General features: G+C 56.7%; 9 protein-coding genes and 2 pseudogenes. 3 read left to right on the top strand and 8 right to left on the bottom strand.

Going from position 1 to position 13,294, the window contains the following annotated elements:
* Positions 1 to 8 precede the first annotated feature (8 nt).
* Positions 9 to 1,406 carry an alkaline phosphatase gene (locus tag ACTG20_RS15070; protein WP_005334065.1) on the bottom strand — a complete coding sequence of 466 codons (1,398 nt, stop codon included), beginning with the start codon at positions 1,404 to 1,406 and terminating at the stop codon, positions 9 to 11.
* Between the two features lie 323 nt (positions 1,407 to 1,729).
* Between ACTG20_RS15070 and ylqF the strand changes: the two genes are divergently transcribed.
* Positions 1,730 to 2,680, top strand: a complete 951-nt coding sequence (ylqF, locus tag ACTG20_RS15065; RefSeq protein ID WP_005334061.1) for a ribosome biogenesis GTPase YlqF — start codon at positions 1,730 to 1,732, stop codon at positions 2,678 to 2,680.
* A 157-nt stretch (positions 2,681 to 2,837) separates the two neighbouring features.
* Here the strand turns inward: ylqF and ACTG20_RS15060 are convergent, their stop codons facing one another.
* From ACTG20_RS15060 to dinG, 3 genes and pseudogenes are all read right to left on the bottom strand, one after another.
* Complete coding sequence (locus ACTG20_RS15060) at positions 2,838 to 3,734, bottom strand: histone deacetylase family protein (RefSeq protein ID WP_194496705.1); 897 nt, start codon at positions 3,732 to 3,734, stop codon at positions 2,838 to 2,840.
* 181 nt (positions 3,735 to 3,915) lie between these two features.
* A complete protein-coding gene (locus tag ACTG20_RS15055; RefSeq protein WP_439987772.1) occupies positions 3,916 to 4,575 on the bottom strand; it encodes a YccT family protein in 660 nt (219 codons plus the stop codon).
* Between the two features lie 142 nt (positions 4,576 to 4,717).
* A pseudogene (dinG, locus tag ACTG20_RS15050) lies at positions 4,718 to 6,789 on the bottom strand (ATP-dependent DNA helicase DinG).
* A 395-nt stretch (positions 6,790 to 7,184) separates the two neighbouring features.
* Here dinG and ACTG20_RS15045 point away from each other — a divergent pair.
* Positions 7,185 to 8,222: a porin gene (locus ACTG20_RS15045; protein ID WP_064336762.1), complete on the top strand. Its 1,038-nt coding sequence runs from the start codon at positions 7,185 to 7,187 to the stop codon at positions 8,220 to 8,222.
* Between the two features lie 223 nt (positions 8,223 to 8,445).
* Here ACTG20_RS15045 and ACTG20_RS15040 read toward each other — a convergent pair.
* The 4 genes and pseudogenes from ACTG20_RS15040 to ACTG20_RS15025 form a co-directional block, all read right to left on the bottom strand.
* Positions 8,446 to 9,486 (bottom strand): annotated as a pseudogene (locus tag ACTG20_RS15040) (IS481 family transposase).
* An 80-nt stretch (positions 9,487 to 9,566) separates the two neighbouring features.
* A complete protein-coding gene (locus ACTG20_RS15035) occupies positions 9,567 to 9,950 on the bottom strand; it encodes a hypothetical protein (protein ID WP_194496702.1) in 384 nt (127 codons plus the stop codon).
* A gap of 87 nt (positions 9,951 to 10,037) precedes the next feature.
* Positions 10,038 to 10,580: a hypothetical protein gene (locus ACTG20_RS15030; protein ID WP_194496701.1), complete on the bottom strand. Its 543-nt coding sequence runs from the start codon at positions 10,578 to 10,580 to the stop codon at positions 10,038 to 10,040.
* 621 nt (positions 10,581 to 11,201) lie between these two features.
* The gene (locus tag ACTG20_RS15025; RefSeq protein ID WP_194496700.1) at positions 11,202 to 12,167 is read right to left on the bottom strand and encodes an autotransporter domain-containing protein; all 966 of its coding nucleotides are present in this window, start codon (positions 12,165 to 12,167) and stop codon (positions 11,202 to 11,204) included.
* 223 nt (positions 12,168 to 12,390) lie between these two features.
* On the opposite strand from ACTG20_RS15025, the gene ACTG20_RS15020 reads away from it, so the two are divergent.
* The gene (locus ACTG20_RS15020; protein WP_005337611.1) at positions 12,391 to 13,266 is read left to right on the top strand and encodes a flagellar protein MotY; all 876 of its coding nucleotides are present in this window, start codon (positions 12,391 to 12,393) and stop codon (positions 13,264 to 13,266) included.
* The last annotated feature ends 28 nt before the right edge of the window (positions 13,267 to 13,294 follow it).

Genomic DNA, 13,294 nt, shown 5'->3' with positions numbered 1-13,294 from the left:
AGTGCTCCTTACAGCTTGGCCGCAGCCTTGATCTTGCCGAACACGGCGGTGTTATCGAGTGAGCCATGGAAGCTGTCAGCCCCCTTGCCGATGGCGCCGAGGAAGACATCGGTGCCGCCGTGGGTCTCATTGCCGATTTCGCCTACCTTGACCACCACTTCCTGGTGGTAGTCATTGGCGGAGACAGTGGCATCGTCGAGCGGGGCGACGCTGCTGCGCGGGCCATCCACCCGGTTGTAGCCGTTGCCAAAACCTATGATGGTGTAGGGCATGCCCTCGCTATCCTTGCTTGGCTCGCCAGTCTCGTAGTTCTTCACCAGCCCAAGTACGCCGGGGTTGTCGGCGGTGGTCTTGCCGGTGCGCTTGGCATAGCCGTTGAGCACTAGCGTGTGGTCGTGGTCTGCGGTGACCACGATCAGGGTGTTTTTCAGCTCGGGGTCGCTCTTTTTCACCTCGTCGATGGCGGCCTTGATGGCGTTGTCGAAGGCGATGGTGTCCTGCAGCGCCCGCTTGGCGTTGGTGTCGTGCAGTGCGTGGTCGATGCGGCCCCCTTCCACCATCAGGAAGTAACCCTTCTCTTTGCCCTTGAGCTGCTTGATGGCGGCCAGGGTCATCTGGGCCAGTGACGGCTCGCTGGCAGGGCGGTCCAGGTCATATTTCATGTGACTGGAACCAAACAGTCCCAGCAGCGGCTTGCCCGCATCGGCCTTGTTCAGCTCATCCAGATTGCTGGCAAACTGGTAGCCCTTGGCCTGCATTTCGCTGATGAGGTTGCGGCCATCTTCCCGCTTGCCCTTGTCGGCTTTGGGCAGGAAGAAGCTGCTGCCGCCACCGAGCACCACATCCAGCCCCTCCTTGAGGGCGCTGTTATAGCCTTTGCCGCCCGGTACCAGCTGGACGGCGATATCTGCTTCCAGATCCCGGTTGCAGATATGGGCATAGGTAGCCGCCGGGGTGGCGTGGGTCACCCGGGTACTGGTCACCACGCCGGTACCGCGGCCATCGGCTTTGGCCAGCTCCAGCAGGGTGGTCACCGGCTTGCCGGCGCTCTTGCTGCAGTCGCTCTCATAGGTGGCGTCGCCGTCCATGCTGATGACGCCGTTGTTGCTCTTGACCCCGGTCATGTAGGCCGCCATGGAGGGGGCCGAGTCAGTGACCTGGGCATCGTGGGAGAAGGTCTTGATAAAGGCCGTCTCTGGCAGGGTATCGATGGTGAGATCACCCTCTTCGCCGACACCGTAGATGCGGGCCGCCGTCAGGGTGTTGAGACCCATGCCATCACCGAGGAAGAAGATGACGTTGGTGGGTTGGGCTGCGGGTTTGGTCGCCACCGTGTCATTGTCTGATTTGCAGCCGGCAGCCAGGGCGGCGCCGATCATCACTGCAAGTCCTGCCATTTTTCTCATTGGGGTTCGCTCCTTGTAAAACCTGAGCGCAGCCTAGAGGGGGCAGATGACACTTTTACTGACTATCGGTGACGGTTGTGTGAAAAAGTGATGAAAATGTTACACTATATCAATGTTTTATCTATCAATTGAGCGAGTTGGTCCGGTCGCTTCCGGCAAGGTTGCTCCGCCTCGGCGGTTTGCTGATTTGATGAGGTGATGGTTAGAATGACCTGTCAAAAGAGGCCCGCAGCAGGTAAAATGCGCCCCCTTCGTTCGATGCCCGCGGCAGCGCGCCTGTTGTTCCATGCGCGCGTCCGCAGCCCCCACAGAGAGTAACGGATATGTCCATCAACTGGTTCCCCGGTCACATGCACAAGGCCCGCAAAGAGATTGCCGAGGTCATGCCCCAGGTCGATGTGATCATCGAGATGCTCGATGCCCGCATCCCCTTCTCCAGCGAAAACCCGCTGGTGCCCGAGCTGCGTGGTGATACCCCGGTGATCAAGGTGCTGAACAAGGCGGACCTGGCCGATCCGGCGATCACCGATCTGTGGGTGGCACACATGGAAAAAGAGAAGGGGATCAAGGCGCTGCCGCTGACGCAACAAGAGCCGGAGAAGATCAAGCAACTGCTGACCCTCTGCCACGAGATGCTGCCGGAGCGCAATTTTGAGCTGCGCGGCGTGCGGGCGATGATCATGGGGATCCCCAACGTGGGCAAGTCCACTCTGATCAATACCTTGGCGGGGCGCATCATCGCCCGTACCGGTAACGAGGCGGGGGTGACCAAGTCCCAGCAGCGGATCAAGCTGGATAACAACGTTATCCTGACCGATACCCCGGGTTTCCTCTGGCCCAAGCTCAACCCGCCCTCCTGTGGTTATCGTCTGGCCATCACAGCGGCCATCAAGGACACGGTGTTCGACTATGCCGATATCGCCATGTTCGCCGCTGACTACTTCATCAAGGCCTATCCGGAGCGGATCAAGGCGCGCTACCAGATTGACGAGTTGCCCGAGACCGAGATCGAGCTGCTGGAGATGATCGCCCGCCAGCGGGCGTTTATGCGCAAAGGGGGGCTGGCCGACCTGCACAAGGCGTCCGAGATCCTGATTAACGAGTTCCGCTCCGGCTTGCTTGGCCGCATCTCGCTGGAGACGCCGGAGATGGTGAGCGTCGAGATTGTCGAAGCCGCGGCAGAAGCCGAGCAAAAAGCCAAAGAGAAGGCCGAGCGGGAAGAGGAGCGTCAGGCCCGCGCCCGTCGCAAGTACGCCCGCAAGCGTCAGAAATAGTCATCCTCAGGCATCCCGAGCTTGCCTGACAACGAGCGAGCTTGTGTGAGCGAGATGACGAAACACGAAGAGGCGACCCCAAGGGTCGCCTCTTCTGTCTTATCTGGTGAAGTGCCGCCCACTTCTCATGGCTTGTCCGCGCTATAAAGCCATGCCATCAGCCAAAACGGTGGCGTGCCGTCTCAAACAGCGACATATGAAGCGGGATCAGCTGCTGCCAGTCGCGGCGATAGCCGCCACCGGGTACAGCGGCGACAGGCAACCCATGCTTGATTGCACAGTCAAATACCATGGCATCGCGCAGGCGAACCCCTTCATCGCTCAAAGAGAGATAACCAAGCTCGTCGGCATGATGCACATCGACGCCCGCCTGATAGAGGATGAGATCCGGCGAATAGAGCCGCAGTGCCAGTGATAGCGCCTGTTGCAGTGTGGTGAGATAGGCATCGTCCGTCATGCCGCTTGGCAGCGGAAAGTCGAGGTGAGAGGCGGCTTTGTGATGGGGGAAGTTGTGCTCCCCATGAAGGGATAGGGTGATGATATCGCGCCGTCCGGCGCACAGGGCCGCACTGCCATCTCCCTGATGCACATCGAGATCGACGATCAGCACCTGTTCGCAGCGCCCCTCGTCGAGGCAAGCCTGGGCGGCAATCACCAGATCGTTGAACAGACAAAAACCGCTGCCGTGATCGCGATGGGCGTGGTGATAGCCGCCGGAGATCTGCAAGCCGCATCCCTGCTCAAGAGCATGGCGGCTGGCGGCAACGGTGGCACCCACCGAGCGCAAGGTGCGCTCTATCAGCATGGGTGACCAGGGAAAACCGATCTTGCGGATGGCGCGATCTTCCAGCTGGCCGCTCAGGGCCGCCGCGACATAATCGGCATCGTGAATGCGACAGATTTGCTCCCGGGTAGCGGCGGGCGCTTCGCCAAGGGGGTAACCCTGCACCTGCAGGCGTTCAAACAGCCCTTGATACTTGGCCAGCGGGAAGCGATGGCGCTCGGGTAGCGTCAGGGAGGAGTAGAGGGGGTGATAGAAAATGCGCAACGACATGGTGCCATTCTCCCTGGCAAGGTGGCGCTTTCTATATATGAAATCAGCAGATGAATCCATATATGTACTCCCTATATAAAGGGGAAGTGGCAGCGCATAAATCAAGACGCGTCGTGAGTGAGACCGCAGGATATGGAAAAGGGGAGCTTGGCTCCCCTTTCAGTCAATCTCTCAGCCCGGCTTATTGCTGCTGGATAACCCAGATCTGGAAGGCTTTGCGGGTTTCCGCATCGGCCTTGTTGTACCAGTTTTGCAACTGGGTCAGCGCTTCCGGATTGCTTTGAGCCTTGCTGGGGGCAACCTGAACCGGTGCGCTGGCGGCAGCCATCACGGCAGCAGAGGAGACGGCAACCGCTTTGGGCTGGTTGAAGGCTTTCCCCATGTTGATCAGCTCTTGCTGATAGTCACGGGTCAGCTGGAAGCCCTCTACTTTCGGCATCACGAACTGTTCGCTACTCACTTGCTGACCACTGACCTTGTCTTTCAGCGCCACTTTCTGCTCTTTGACAAACTGCTTGGCTTCGGCTTCGTTGCGGGGCTTTTTATAGTCCAGCACTAGCTGCTGATTGTCGGCGGCGGTGAAGTTCAGCACCAGCGGCTCTGCGGTGACCAGCTTGATTTCGTTACGGCTGGAGTAGTTGCCTTCAAAGGCGACGACCAACTGGTGTTTGCCGGCAGAGAGGGGGAAGGTGCTGGTTTTGTCGAGCAGCTTGGGGTTGATGGATTGACCATCGATCAGCTGGACGACATACGGGGTGGTCACTTCCAATTGGGCATCAGCAAGGGCGCTACCGGCCCACAACAGACCAGCCAGCGCCGGTACCATAACAGTCAGTTTCATTTCATCTCCTTGAACAGTCAGGCGATTGCCCACTGAAAACAGGGGCTCATTTTTACAGGTTTGGCCTACTGCGGCAATGGCTCTTTCTGGTGGTCGATGTTCGCGCTGCTGTCAGTTTGTTTATCAATAGCGGCCGGCTTATTTACTCGATCCGCCGTGTAAACGGGGGAGGGCGTCGAGCAGCCCCTTGCCATAACGTTTGGTCAGCAGGCGCCGGTCCAGAATGGTGACCCGTCCCCGATCGGCTTCCTTGCGGATGAGGCGGCCACAGGCCTGGATAAGCTTGCGCGATGCTTCTGGCACCGTCAGTTGCAGGAAGGGGTTGCCGCCTCGTTGCTCCACCCACTCGGCAGTGGCCTCCTCGACCGGCGAGTTGGGCACCGCAAAGGGGAGTTTGGTGATCACCAGATTGGTAAGGTAGTGACCCGGCAGATCCAGCCCCTCCGAGAAGCTGCCGGTACCAAACAGGATGCTGGACTGACCGCCATCGCATTTTTGTTTGTGCAGGGTGAGCAGGGCATTGCGGGAGGCTTCCCCCTGCACCAGCAGTGACAGTCCCTTGGCTCGCAAGCCAACAGCCACCTCATTCATCTGGCGGTAGGAGGAGAAGAGCACCAGACTCGCCTCCTTGCCCGCAAGAATACGTGGCAGCACGCTGATGAGTTCGTTGGTAAAGGCCGGCGAGTTGGGTTCGTGCTCCATCTTGGGCAGATAGAGCTCGGCTTTCTGATAATCAAAGGGGGAGCGCAGGCGCAGATAGCGGGTACCGTCGTGCTCCTTGAGCCCCACCTGATGGCGAAAATAACTAAAGGAAGAGAGTGCTGTGAGGGTCGCGGAGACCAGAACGGCTCCCAGACATTTCGACCAGAGCCACTCTTCCAGCAGATAGCCCACCTCAATCGGTGAGGCGTGCAGCCAGATATCGCCGTCATCGCTCTTGGCCATCCAGCGGGCGAGCGGGGTTTTGCCGGTCGGCACATGGCGCCCCAGCATCTCCCAGAGGGCGCAGAAACTCTCCAGCCGTTGCAGATGAAAACCGCTCTCTGCCAGCAGAGGTTCGGCCTCCTTGCGGCGGATCTCGCCATCTTTCAGCGCTTCACCTATGGCCCCTTGCATCCGATCCAGCGCCCGCAGTGCCTTCTTGCTCGACTCCTTGAGATTCTCCGCCAGCATGGGCAGGGGATCCGGCAATACCCCTTCGGCGAAGCGGTAGTGGGGTTCTGTGCCAAACAGCCGATCGTTGGCGCTGAGCCACTGCTCGACCGCCTTCAGGTCGGGCTGGATGGAGGCCAGTGCATCCTGCAGTTTGAGTTGGGGGTCGAGCAGGCTCTCCTTATTAAGCGTCCGCGCCAGCTTGCCTGCACTTTGTACCAGCTTCTCCAGCCAGCGACGTGAGCCTTTGACGCTGGCCGACGCCGCGCCGTGATCCCGGGCGATGGTGGGCAGGTGATGGGCCTCATCCAGCACATAGATGCACTCATCAGGGGGGGGCAGAATGATGCCGCCCCCCATGGTGAGATCGGAGAGCAGTAGCGCATGGTTCACCACCAGCACATCGGCGCTCTCCATGTCGTTGCGGGCGCGATGAAAGGGGCAGTGCTGGTGATGGCTTAGCGCCTTGTTGCAGGTGTGGCGGTCGGCGGCGATGCGATCCCAGCAAGTGTCGGAAATGGGCTCCGGCCAGTTGTCCCGATCCCCGTCCCACTTGCCATTGGTGTAGGCCTGCCACAGAGCCTGGTAGCGATCTTTGTCGCTGTCAGATGGTTTGGATTTGCTCAGACTGCCAAAGTCGAGCTCGAAGTTGGCCATCTCGGCGCCACTGGCTGCCTGCTCCAGCAGATGCTCGCAGCAGTAACGCTGCCGCCCCTTGACCAGCATAAAACGAAACGGCAGCTCGCTGTGGCGATGATAAAAAGGGAGGTCTTTGTGGATCAGCTGCTCTTGCAGGGCCACGGTGGCGGTGGAGATCACCAGCTTCTTCTGGGTGAGTCGCGCCACCGGGATGGCGCCCTGCGCATAAGAAAGAGATTTGCCGATACCGGTTCCTGCTTCGGCAACCAGGATCCGGCGCTGTTTGTCGTACTCGCCGGTCAGGGTTTTGGCTATCTCTGCCACCAGAAAGTTCTGCTCTTTGCGCGGCACAAAACCGGGTAATCCATCCGAAATCTGGCGATAGGTTTGACGAATGGTGGCTTTAAGGCGAGTAGAGAGCATGAAGAGAAGGCCAGTTAGGGGTTAATCGAAGGACAAGGATACCCGCAACCCCTTGGTGAGGTCGAGGCAACTGCCATTATCACGGCTGTTTTACGCTGATCAGACCACTTTGGTTGTTTATCAGGTAGTTAGCGTTATTTGCATGCAAAATAGACTATTTGAGTCCAAATAATCAGCAGGATTCATTGTAAACGTTTTCCTTTTGCCTTGCCGTTAGGTGAGACTTGGCTCACATTTTTGCCTCCATGACTATGGTTTCCGTAAAAAGTTCCAAGTTTTTTCATTGCGGTTCAAAAAATCCGGTGCTAGTCTCGGCGGCATAGTGATGCAAAGAACATCGCTAACACAGGGAATAACAACAACTTAGTGTTTAATTACAGTAGGCATTGGAAACTATGAAAAAGACAATTCTGGCTATTGCTATTCCGGCTCTGTTTGCATCCGCCGCTAACGCCGCAGTGATCTATGACAAAGACGGCACCACTTTCGACGTATACGGCCGTGTACAGGCTAACTACTACGGCGAAGCTAACGACAAATCAGCAGAACTGGTTGGTGCAACCCGTCTGGGCTGGTCTGGTAAAGTAGCTCTGAACAACACCTGGTCTGCCATTGCTAAAACCGAGTGGCAAGTAGCTGCTGAAAACTCTGGTAGCAACACCAGCGACATCGATCCGCGTCACATCTATGCCGGTTTTGATGGTTCCCAGTACGGTAAAATCATCTTCGGTCAGACCGATACCGCTTTCTACGACGTACTCGAGCCGACCGATATTTTCAACGAGTGGGGCGATGCCGGTAACTTCTATGACGGTCGTCAAGAAGGTCAAATCATCTACTCCAACACCTTCGGTGGTTTCAAAGGTAAAGTTTCCTACCAAACCAACGATGACGTAGCGGTCAAAATCACTGACGTTGGTCAGAAGATCAAAGAAGACGCTATTTGGGGTAAAGACGTTAAGCGTAAGAAAGCTTACGGCGTAGCTGCTGGTTATGACTTTGACTTCGGTCTGGGCTTCAATGCCGGTTATGCCTACTCCGACCTGCAAAACAAAGTTAATGGTCAGACTGGTAAGAAAGACGAGTGGGCTGTGGGCGCGCACTACGCTATCAATGGTTTCTACTTTGCTGGTGTTTACACTGAAGGCGAAGTGAAGAACAAGAGCCTGGGTATGAAAGATGACGGCCGTGGTTACGAGCTGGCTGCTTCTTACAACGTAGACGCTTGGACCTTCCTGGCTGGCTACAACTTCAAAGAAGGCAAGGCCAACGCTCAAGCTGCCGGTTCTACTTACAAGGATCTGGTTGACGAGACCCTGCTGGGTGTTCAGTATGCCTTCACTCCGAAGCTGAAAGCTTACACCGAGTACAAGATCCAGGGCATCGACAAGCAAGATGACGAGTGGACTGTTGCTCTGCAGTACAACTTCTAATAAGTTGCACATGAGTAATATCCAGGCTTGAGTCTTTGACCAAGCAACGAATGGCCGAGATGATATCTCGGCCATTTTCTTTTTGGCGGCATTGCTATTGCGTAACGGAGTTCTGGTGAATCGCCGGATTGTAATTTCTAGTGATAGTTGGCAAATTGCCGGTCTCGGTTAATTTGTACAGATCTAGTTATCACCTGACACCGGCCTCAAACCGGTTTCTTGTTTACGCTACCTTAGAGCGTACTTCCTTCGGTATCAATTTCAGACCCTTCTTGAACATGCTGTAGGGGGTTTGACCCTCCATCATCCTGCTTTGATGTGGCCGCTGGGTGTTGTAGTGCTCCAGGTAGCTATCCAGGTCTGTCTGCATCTGCTCTACCGACTCATACCAGGTCGTTCTCCCCTTGATACGGAAGTGTTCATCCAGCAGTGTGCGATGCAGTCACTCGATAAAGCCGTTGCTCTGCGGCCTGCGCACCTTGGTTGTCCGGTGCTCAATCCCCTCCAGTTGCAGGAACAGCTCGTAGGGATGATGGTCAGGGCGCCCGCAGAACTCGCGCCCGTTGTCCGACAGGATGGTCTAGACCCGTGCCTCGTGGGCTTCGAAAAACGGCAGCACTGTTTCATTGAGCACATGAACCGAGGTCACCGACAGCTTGCTGGTGTAGATCTGCCCCCAAGCCTGGCGACTGTAGCAGTCCAGCACGGTTTGCAGATACCCCTTGCCAACCTCCTTGAGCGCGCCGACGAAGAAGGTGTCGACCGCCACCAGTTCCCCGGTGTAGTGGACCTCAATCTGGCGTTCGCGAAACTCGGGGCTGAAGCGCTCTAACAGGCGAATCTGCTCGTCATTGAGCTCAATGGTCTGCTCCCGGTGGGTTTTCTCGAGGCGCAACAAGCGGTCGTGTTTGGAGAGCAAGTCGTGACGTTGCCACACGCCACGCACACCACCCGCACTGACATTGATGCCCTGCAGAGCCAGCTCTTGTGCAACCCGCAGCGGGCCATGGGTTGGTCTGGTGAGGGAGTAATCGAGGATGGCCTGTTCAATCTCGGGAGCGACCCGATTGGGATGAGCCCCTTTACAGCCGGGCAATTTGTCGAGCAATCCCTCGGCGCCATAGGTCTGGTAGTTCCGGCGAATTTCGTAGAACTGCTGACGGCTGTAGCCGATGAGCTTGCAGGCTTTGCTGACATTATTGAGCTCTTTGGCGAGCTCTAGCAGGCTGAGTTTGCGACGTGCTATTTTCTCGTTGGTGATCATGCAGAGGCTGATAGTATTTTGCAGGTGCAAAAAAGCCCCTTGGCGGGGCTTGGTGTCTGGCAAGGCCGGTGTCGGGATTATCAATCGAACAGGATGCGGCCGCTGGTGCCGGCATCGCTGTCTTTCCAGCTGGCGCCGCTTTTGCGCAGGGTGTAAGTGATGGTCTCTTGCTTGAATTTCAGGTAGTCGCTGCCGCTGTGGCTTGGTTTGACCTGATTGCCATCGATATAGGTCTCCCCTGTGGTATCGACGTGAATTTCGGCCACGGTGCGGCCATCGTCAGTAACCGCTTTATAGTTGCCAGCCCACGGGCTTTCGTCGCCATACTGCACGGCCCCTTCCTGAGCGTGCGCTTGGGCATGGGTCTTGTGGCCGTGATGGGTTTTGGCCACGGCGCAGCCGGAGATACCGACCGCCAGCAGGCAACCGAGGGTGAGATTGAGCAGAGTCTGTTTGGATTTCATCTTCATTTACCTGTATCAAATAATTGCAATGGATAAGGGGGGGAGCCCCCACGGGCGGTGTGGGCCCCGTTGAGCCGTGGCTCGAAGTCAGTCCCGATTGATGCCAGAAATGTGGCCGCGGGCGTCGGTGAGGCAGTGCCAGAGCCGGTCATGGGGCCCCTTGATATCAATCATCATCCCCGCCTGGGAGTCGGCCACATAGTCGAGGGTCAGTTTGCTGCGGCTGACGCCCGCTTTTCTGGCAACGGCGTTCATGCATGCGTTCTCGGCAACCTTGGTTTGTGCAGTGCTGCCGTTGTAGGCACTGCTACTGGCGCTCTCATCATCATCGCCGTCGTCATCGTTCTCATCGTCATTGAGCTGGCAGGCGCCACTGTCGCCATTTTTGACAAAATAGGTGATCCCCCAGTCGCCATTTTTCACCATGGAGAGGGTGGTGCGCCCCTTGCTCGCCTCGTAGAAATTTGAATTCACTTTTTTAAGCGGAACTTGCTGGTTATTGATATAAGCCGTGCCATCTTCGACGCGAAGATTAATATGTCCAGGACAGTTGGCGGATAAATCAGGCACCCCTGCATATGCGGTTCCGGTCATGACCAATACAGAGAGAGCAAGCAGCGTTTTTTTCATCAGATAACCTCAAAGCAACAAGGATCAGCAAGTGTGATGTCATCAAAATAACGGTTGCTATGCCTTAACGTTATTTCTGTGATCATTGTACACCTGTTATCGGTAGCCCGCAGTCAGTCGTTTCAGTGCGCCTCGCCCTGCCGGGATGACGCCAAATTTAGCAGTCGGGTGATGTAAGTAAAATAAAACAGGATTAATTGGGTTCATAAAATATGAAAAACTATAAATCATTTAAAACAATGACTTAGGTGCGGCTCAAGTCACTATTCAAAAGATGGTGGACCTCCGGGCTGGTTCCTTCTGGGCATCGATAAAGTTGGCCATCGGTCTGTGATGTCGGGCGTTTGGTTTTTTTCTGTTGTAAGCGGGCACAGGCTGGTGATATCAAGGACCAATCAGCCATTGCGCGCCGTAAATACACAGACAAAAAACTCCAATATTCGGTGTGTGAGGGGGAATTAGCCTACCAGCAGGGGGATATTTTTACCTGATATGAATGGGTGGTGAGATATATGAAAAGGACCGAATAAATAAACCCTCCATCAATAGAGGCATGATTATCTGGAACGTTAATGTACTTTCCCTGAGGATTGCCCACTTTTGTCAGGCAAAAATAACGACTCAGAAACTCATGGCCAACCCGATGGAATAACCGCTGGTGTTGTGGCTGAACATATAGCGGGCAACCAACCGGGTGCGGGTGACTATGATGTCGTACTTGCTGCTGTCCAGCTCCAGACCGGCGCCGATAGAGTTGAGGGAGTCAAAGCCAAGCAACCCCCGCTGCTCCCCCAGATATGCGGTATGGGCCCCCTCCAGTACATAGCGCACCGGTCTGTCGAGCAGTGTCCAGTGGAATAGCGGGGCCCGGCGGCGCAGATAGAGGCCGAGGTTCTCCGCCTCGGCGTGACCACGGACGCTGGTCGATGTACTGCCAAAGCTCTGCAGGTGCTGGTAGGAGTAGCGCACTTCGATATCGATATCCTGCGTCTTTGAAAAGAGCTCGTAGTCGAGCATCAGCGAGCCGCCCAGTCCGTACATATTGAGCTGTCCACCATCGAGAAAATCCAGCGAGTAGCCCTTGGTGCGCTCCAGCAGCCAGTTGCCGATCCGCAGATCGCTGGCCATGGTACCGAGCGAGACGTTGGCGATAGGGCGCAGCACCCAGTGGCCACCGCGCGGGTCTTCATGGAGGGCGATATCCCAGCCGATCCCGCCAGAGGCGGTCAGGCTGTTCCATTTGGTCGGGAGGGTGCGGCTCTCTGTGCCGTTGCTCACCACAAACTGGGGATCGTAGCGGCTAAAGCCGATCGCCCCTTCCAGATAGATGGGCACGGCTTCACTCATGGTGGCGCCGCCACCGATCTGGGTCATGTTAAGGGCGGCAGATTGATTGGTGCCGCTGCCGATATCGAGGTTGCTGGCGGTGATGTCGGGCACCACGGTGAAGGTCATCAGCGAAAGCACCGCATTGGCGCGCTCCTGTGCCCACTCCTGATCCTGTGTTGCGGCCTTGACGGCGCTGCCGGATAGCGCCAGCAGCATTGGCAACAACATCTGCAATAAAGAGGAGCAAGAGCGGTGCATGAGTTTGGTTCCCGATAATCGGCTTCTGGTTGCCCTGATTTTACTGTAGCGAGCTTCCTGCCGGTTGGCACGGAGCTAAGAGGGGGGAATAGGCGTCGCTTGCGGTCGGTTGCCGCTGAGGGGCAAGCCTTTGCCACACCAACGGCACGCCTTTGCAGTTTGTCGCTAAAGCTTGGCCTCTTGCCGCCGATATCTCTTGTGAGATCGTGTGGAGGGCAAGCAATTGAACGCTTGGGTGTTGGGGTTGGTCAGCATATCCGTGAGTATGCAGTTACAGGCTGGGGTTACCGAATTTGGTGCCGGTCTGGATCAATCCGTCTGGCGTTTGACCTCCGATACCCAGATTGAGTGTCGTCTCGAGCATCCTATTCCCAACTGGGGAACGGGGGCTTTTGTTAGTCGTGCCGGTCGCAAGATAAACCTCGACTTCGAGCTCAAGGGCAAGCGGCCGCAGGCCCAGACCCAGACGGTGAGCCTTGGCATCATGCCGCCGGTATGGCGCCCGGGAATAGCTGGGCGAGAAGTGAGTCAACTGCGCTTCTATCAGCAGTTCGATGGGCTGGTGGAGGGGCAAACCGCCTGGACCATGCTCGACGAGCTGGAGGGGGGGCGGATGCCCACTTTCCAGTATCGGGACTGGTATCGCCAGAACCGCGCGGTGCGGGTGTCCCTCTCGTCGGTCAACTTTCGGGTGAAATATCAGGCCTTTATCGACTGTCTAAGCGGGCTGTTGCCCTACAGCTTCAACGACATCGCCTTTAGCGTGCTCACCTACGACAAAAACAGCGATCAGCTCTCCATCCCCTCCAAGCGGCGGCTGGCGATGATCAGCGAGTTTATCAAGGCGGACAAGAGCATCGATGTGGTGGTGATCGATGCCTACAGCGACAGCTATGGTGGCCGCTGGCCGAACCTGAAGCTATCCGAGAAACGGGCCGATGCCATCAAGAAGGTGTTTGTCGATCTGGGGATAGATCCCGGCAAGATCTCGGTGGAGGGGCATGGCGAGAAGCAGCACGTCGCTTCCAACGAAACCGAACAGGGTCGTGCCAAGAACCGGCGAGTGGTGATCAGCATGGGGCGTAACGGCGAGATCTAGCGCCGTCCCCGGTCAGAGAAGCATAAAA

Source organism: Aeromonas sp. 84A, from assembly GCF_051919345.1.
GTDB classification, from domain to species: Bacteria; Pseudomonadota; Gammaproteobacteria; order Enterobacterales; family Aeromonadaceae; genus Aeromonas; species Aeromonas veronii.
The sequence above is the reverse complement of the archived record's forward strand: the minus strand, read 5'-3'. Positions and strand labels throughout refer to the sequence as shown.

Bases quoted from the DNA above. Each gene is read 5' to 3' on its own strand.
- ylqF (WP_005334061.1), top strand. From the start codon at position 1,730: ATGTCCATCAACTGGTTCCCCGGTCACATGCACAAGGCCCGCAAAGAG.
- ACTG20_RS15070 (WP_005334065.1), bottom strand. From the start codon at position 1,406: ATGAGAAAAATGGCAGGACTTGCAGTGATGATCGGCGCCGCCCTGGCT.
- ACTG20_RS15035 (WP_194496702.1), bottom strand. From the start codon at position 9,950: ATGAAATCCAAACAGACTCTGCTCAATCTCACCCTCGGTTGCCTGCTG.
- ACTG20_RS15055 (WP_439987772.1), bottom strand. From the start codon at position 4,575: ATGAAACTGACTGTTATGGTACCGGCGCTGGCTGGTCTGTTGTGGGCC.
- ACTG20_RS15030 (WP_194496701.1), bottom strand. From the start codon at position 10,580: ATGAAAAAAACGCTGCTTGCTCTCTCTGTATTGGTCATGACCGGAACC.
- ACTG20_RS15025 (WP_194496700.1), bottom strand. From the start codon at position 12,167: ATGCACCGCTCTTGCTCCTCTTTATTGCAGATGTTGTTGCCAATGCTG.
- ACTG20_RS15060 (WP_194496705.1), bottom strand. From the start codon at position 3,734: ATGTCGTTGCGCATTTTCTATCACCCCCTCTACTCCTCCCTGACGCTA.
- ACTG20_RS15045 (WP_064336762.1), top strand. From the start codon at position 7,185: ATGAAAAAGACAATTCTGGCTATTGCTATTCCGGCTCTGTTTGCATCC.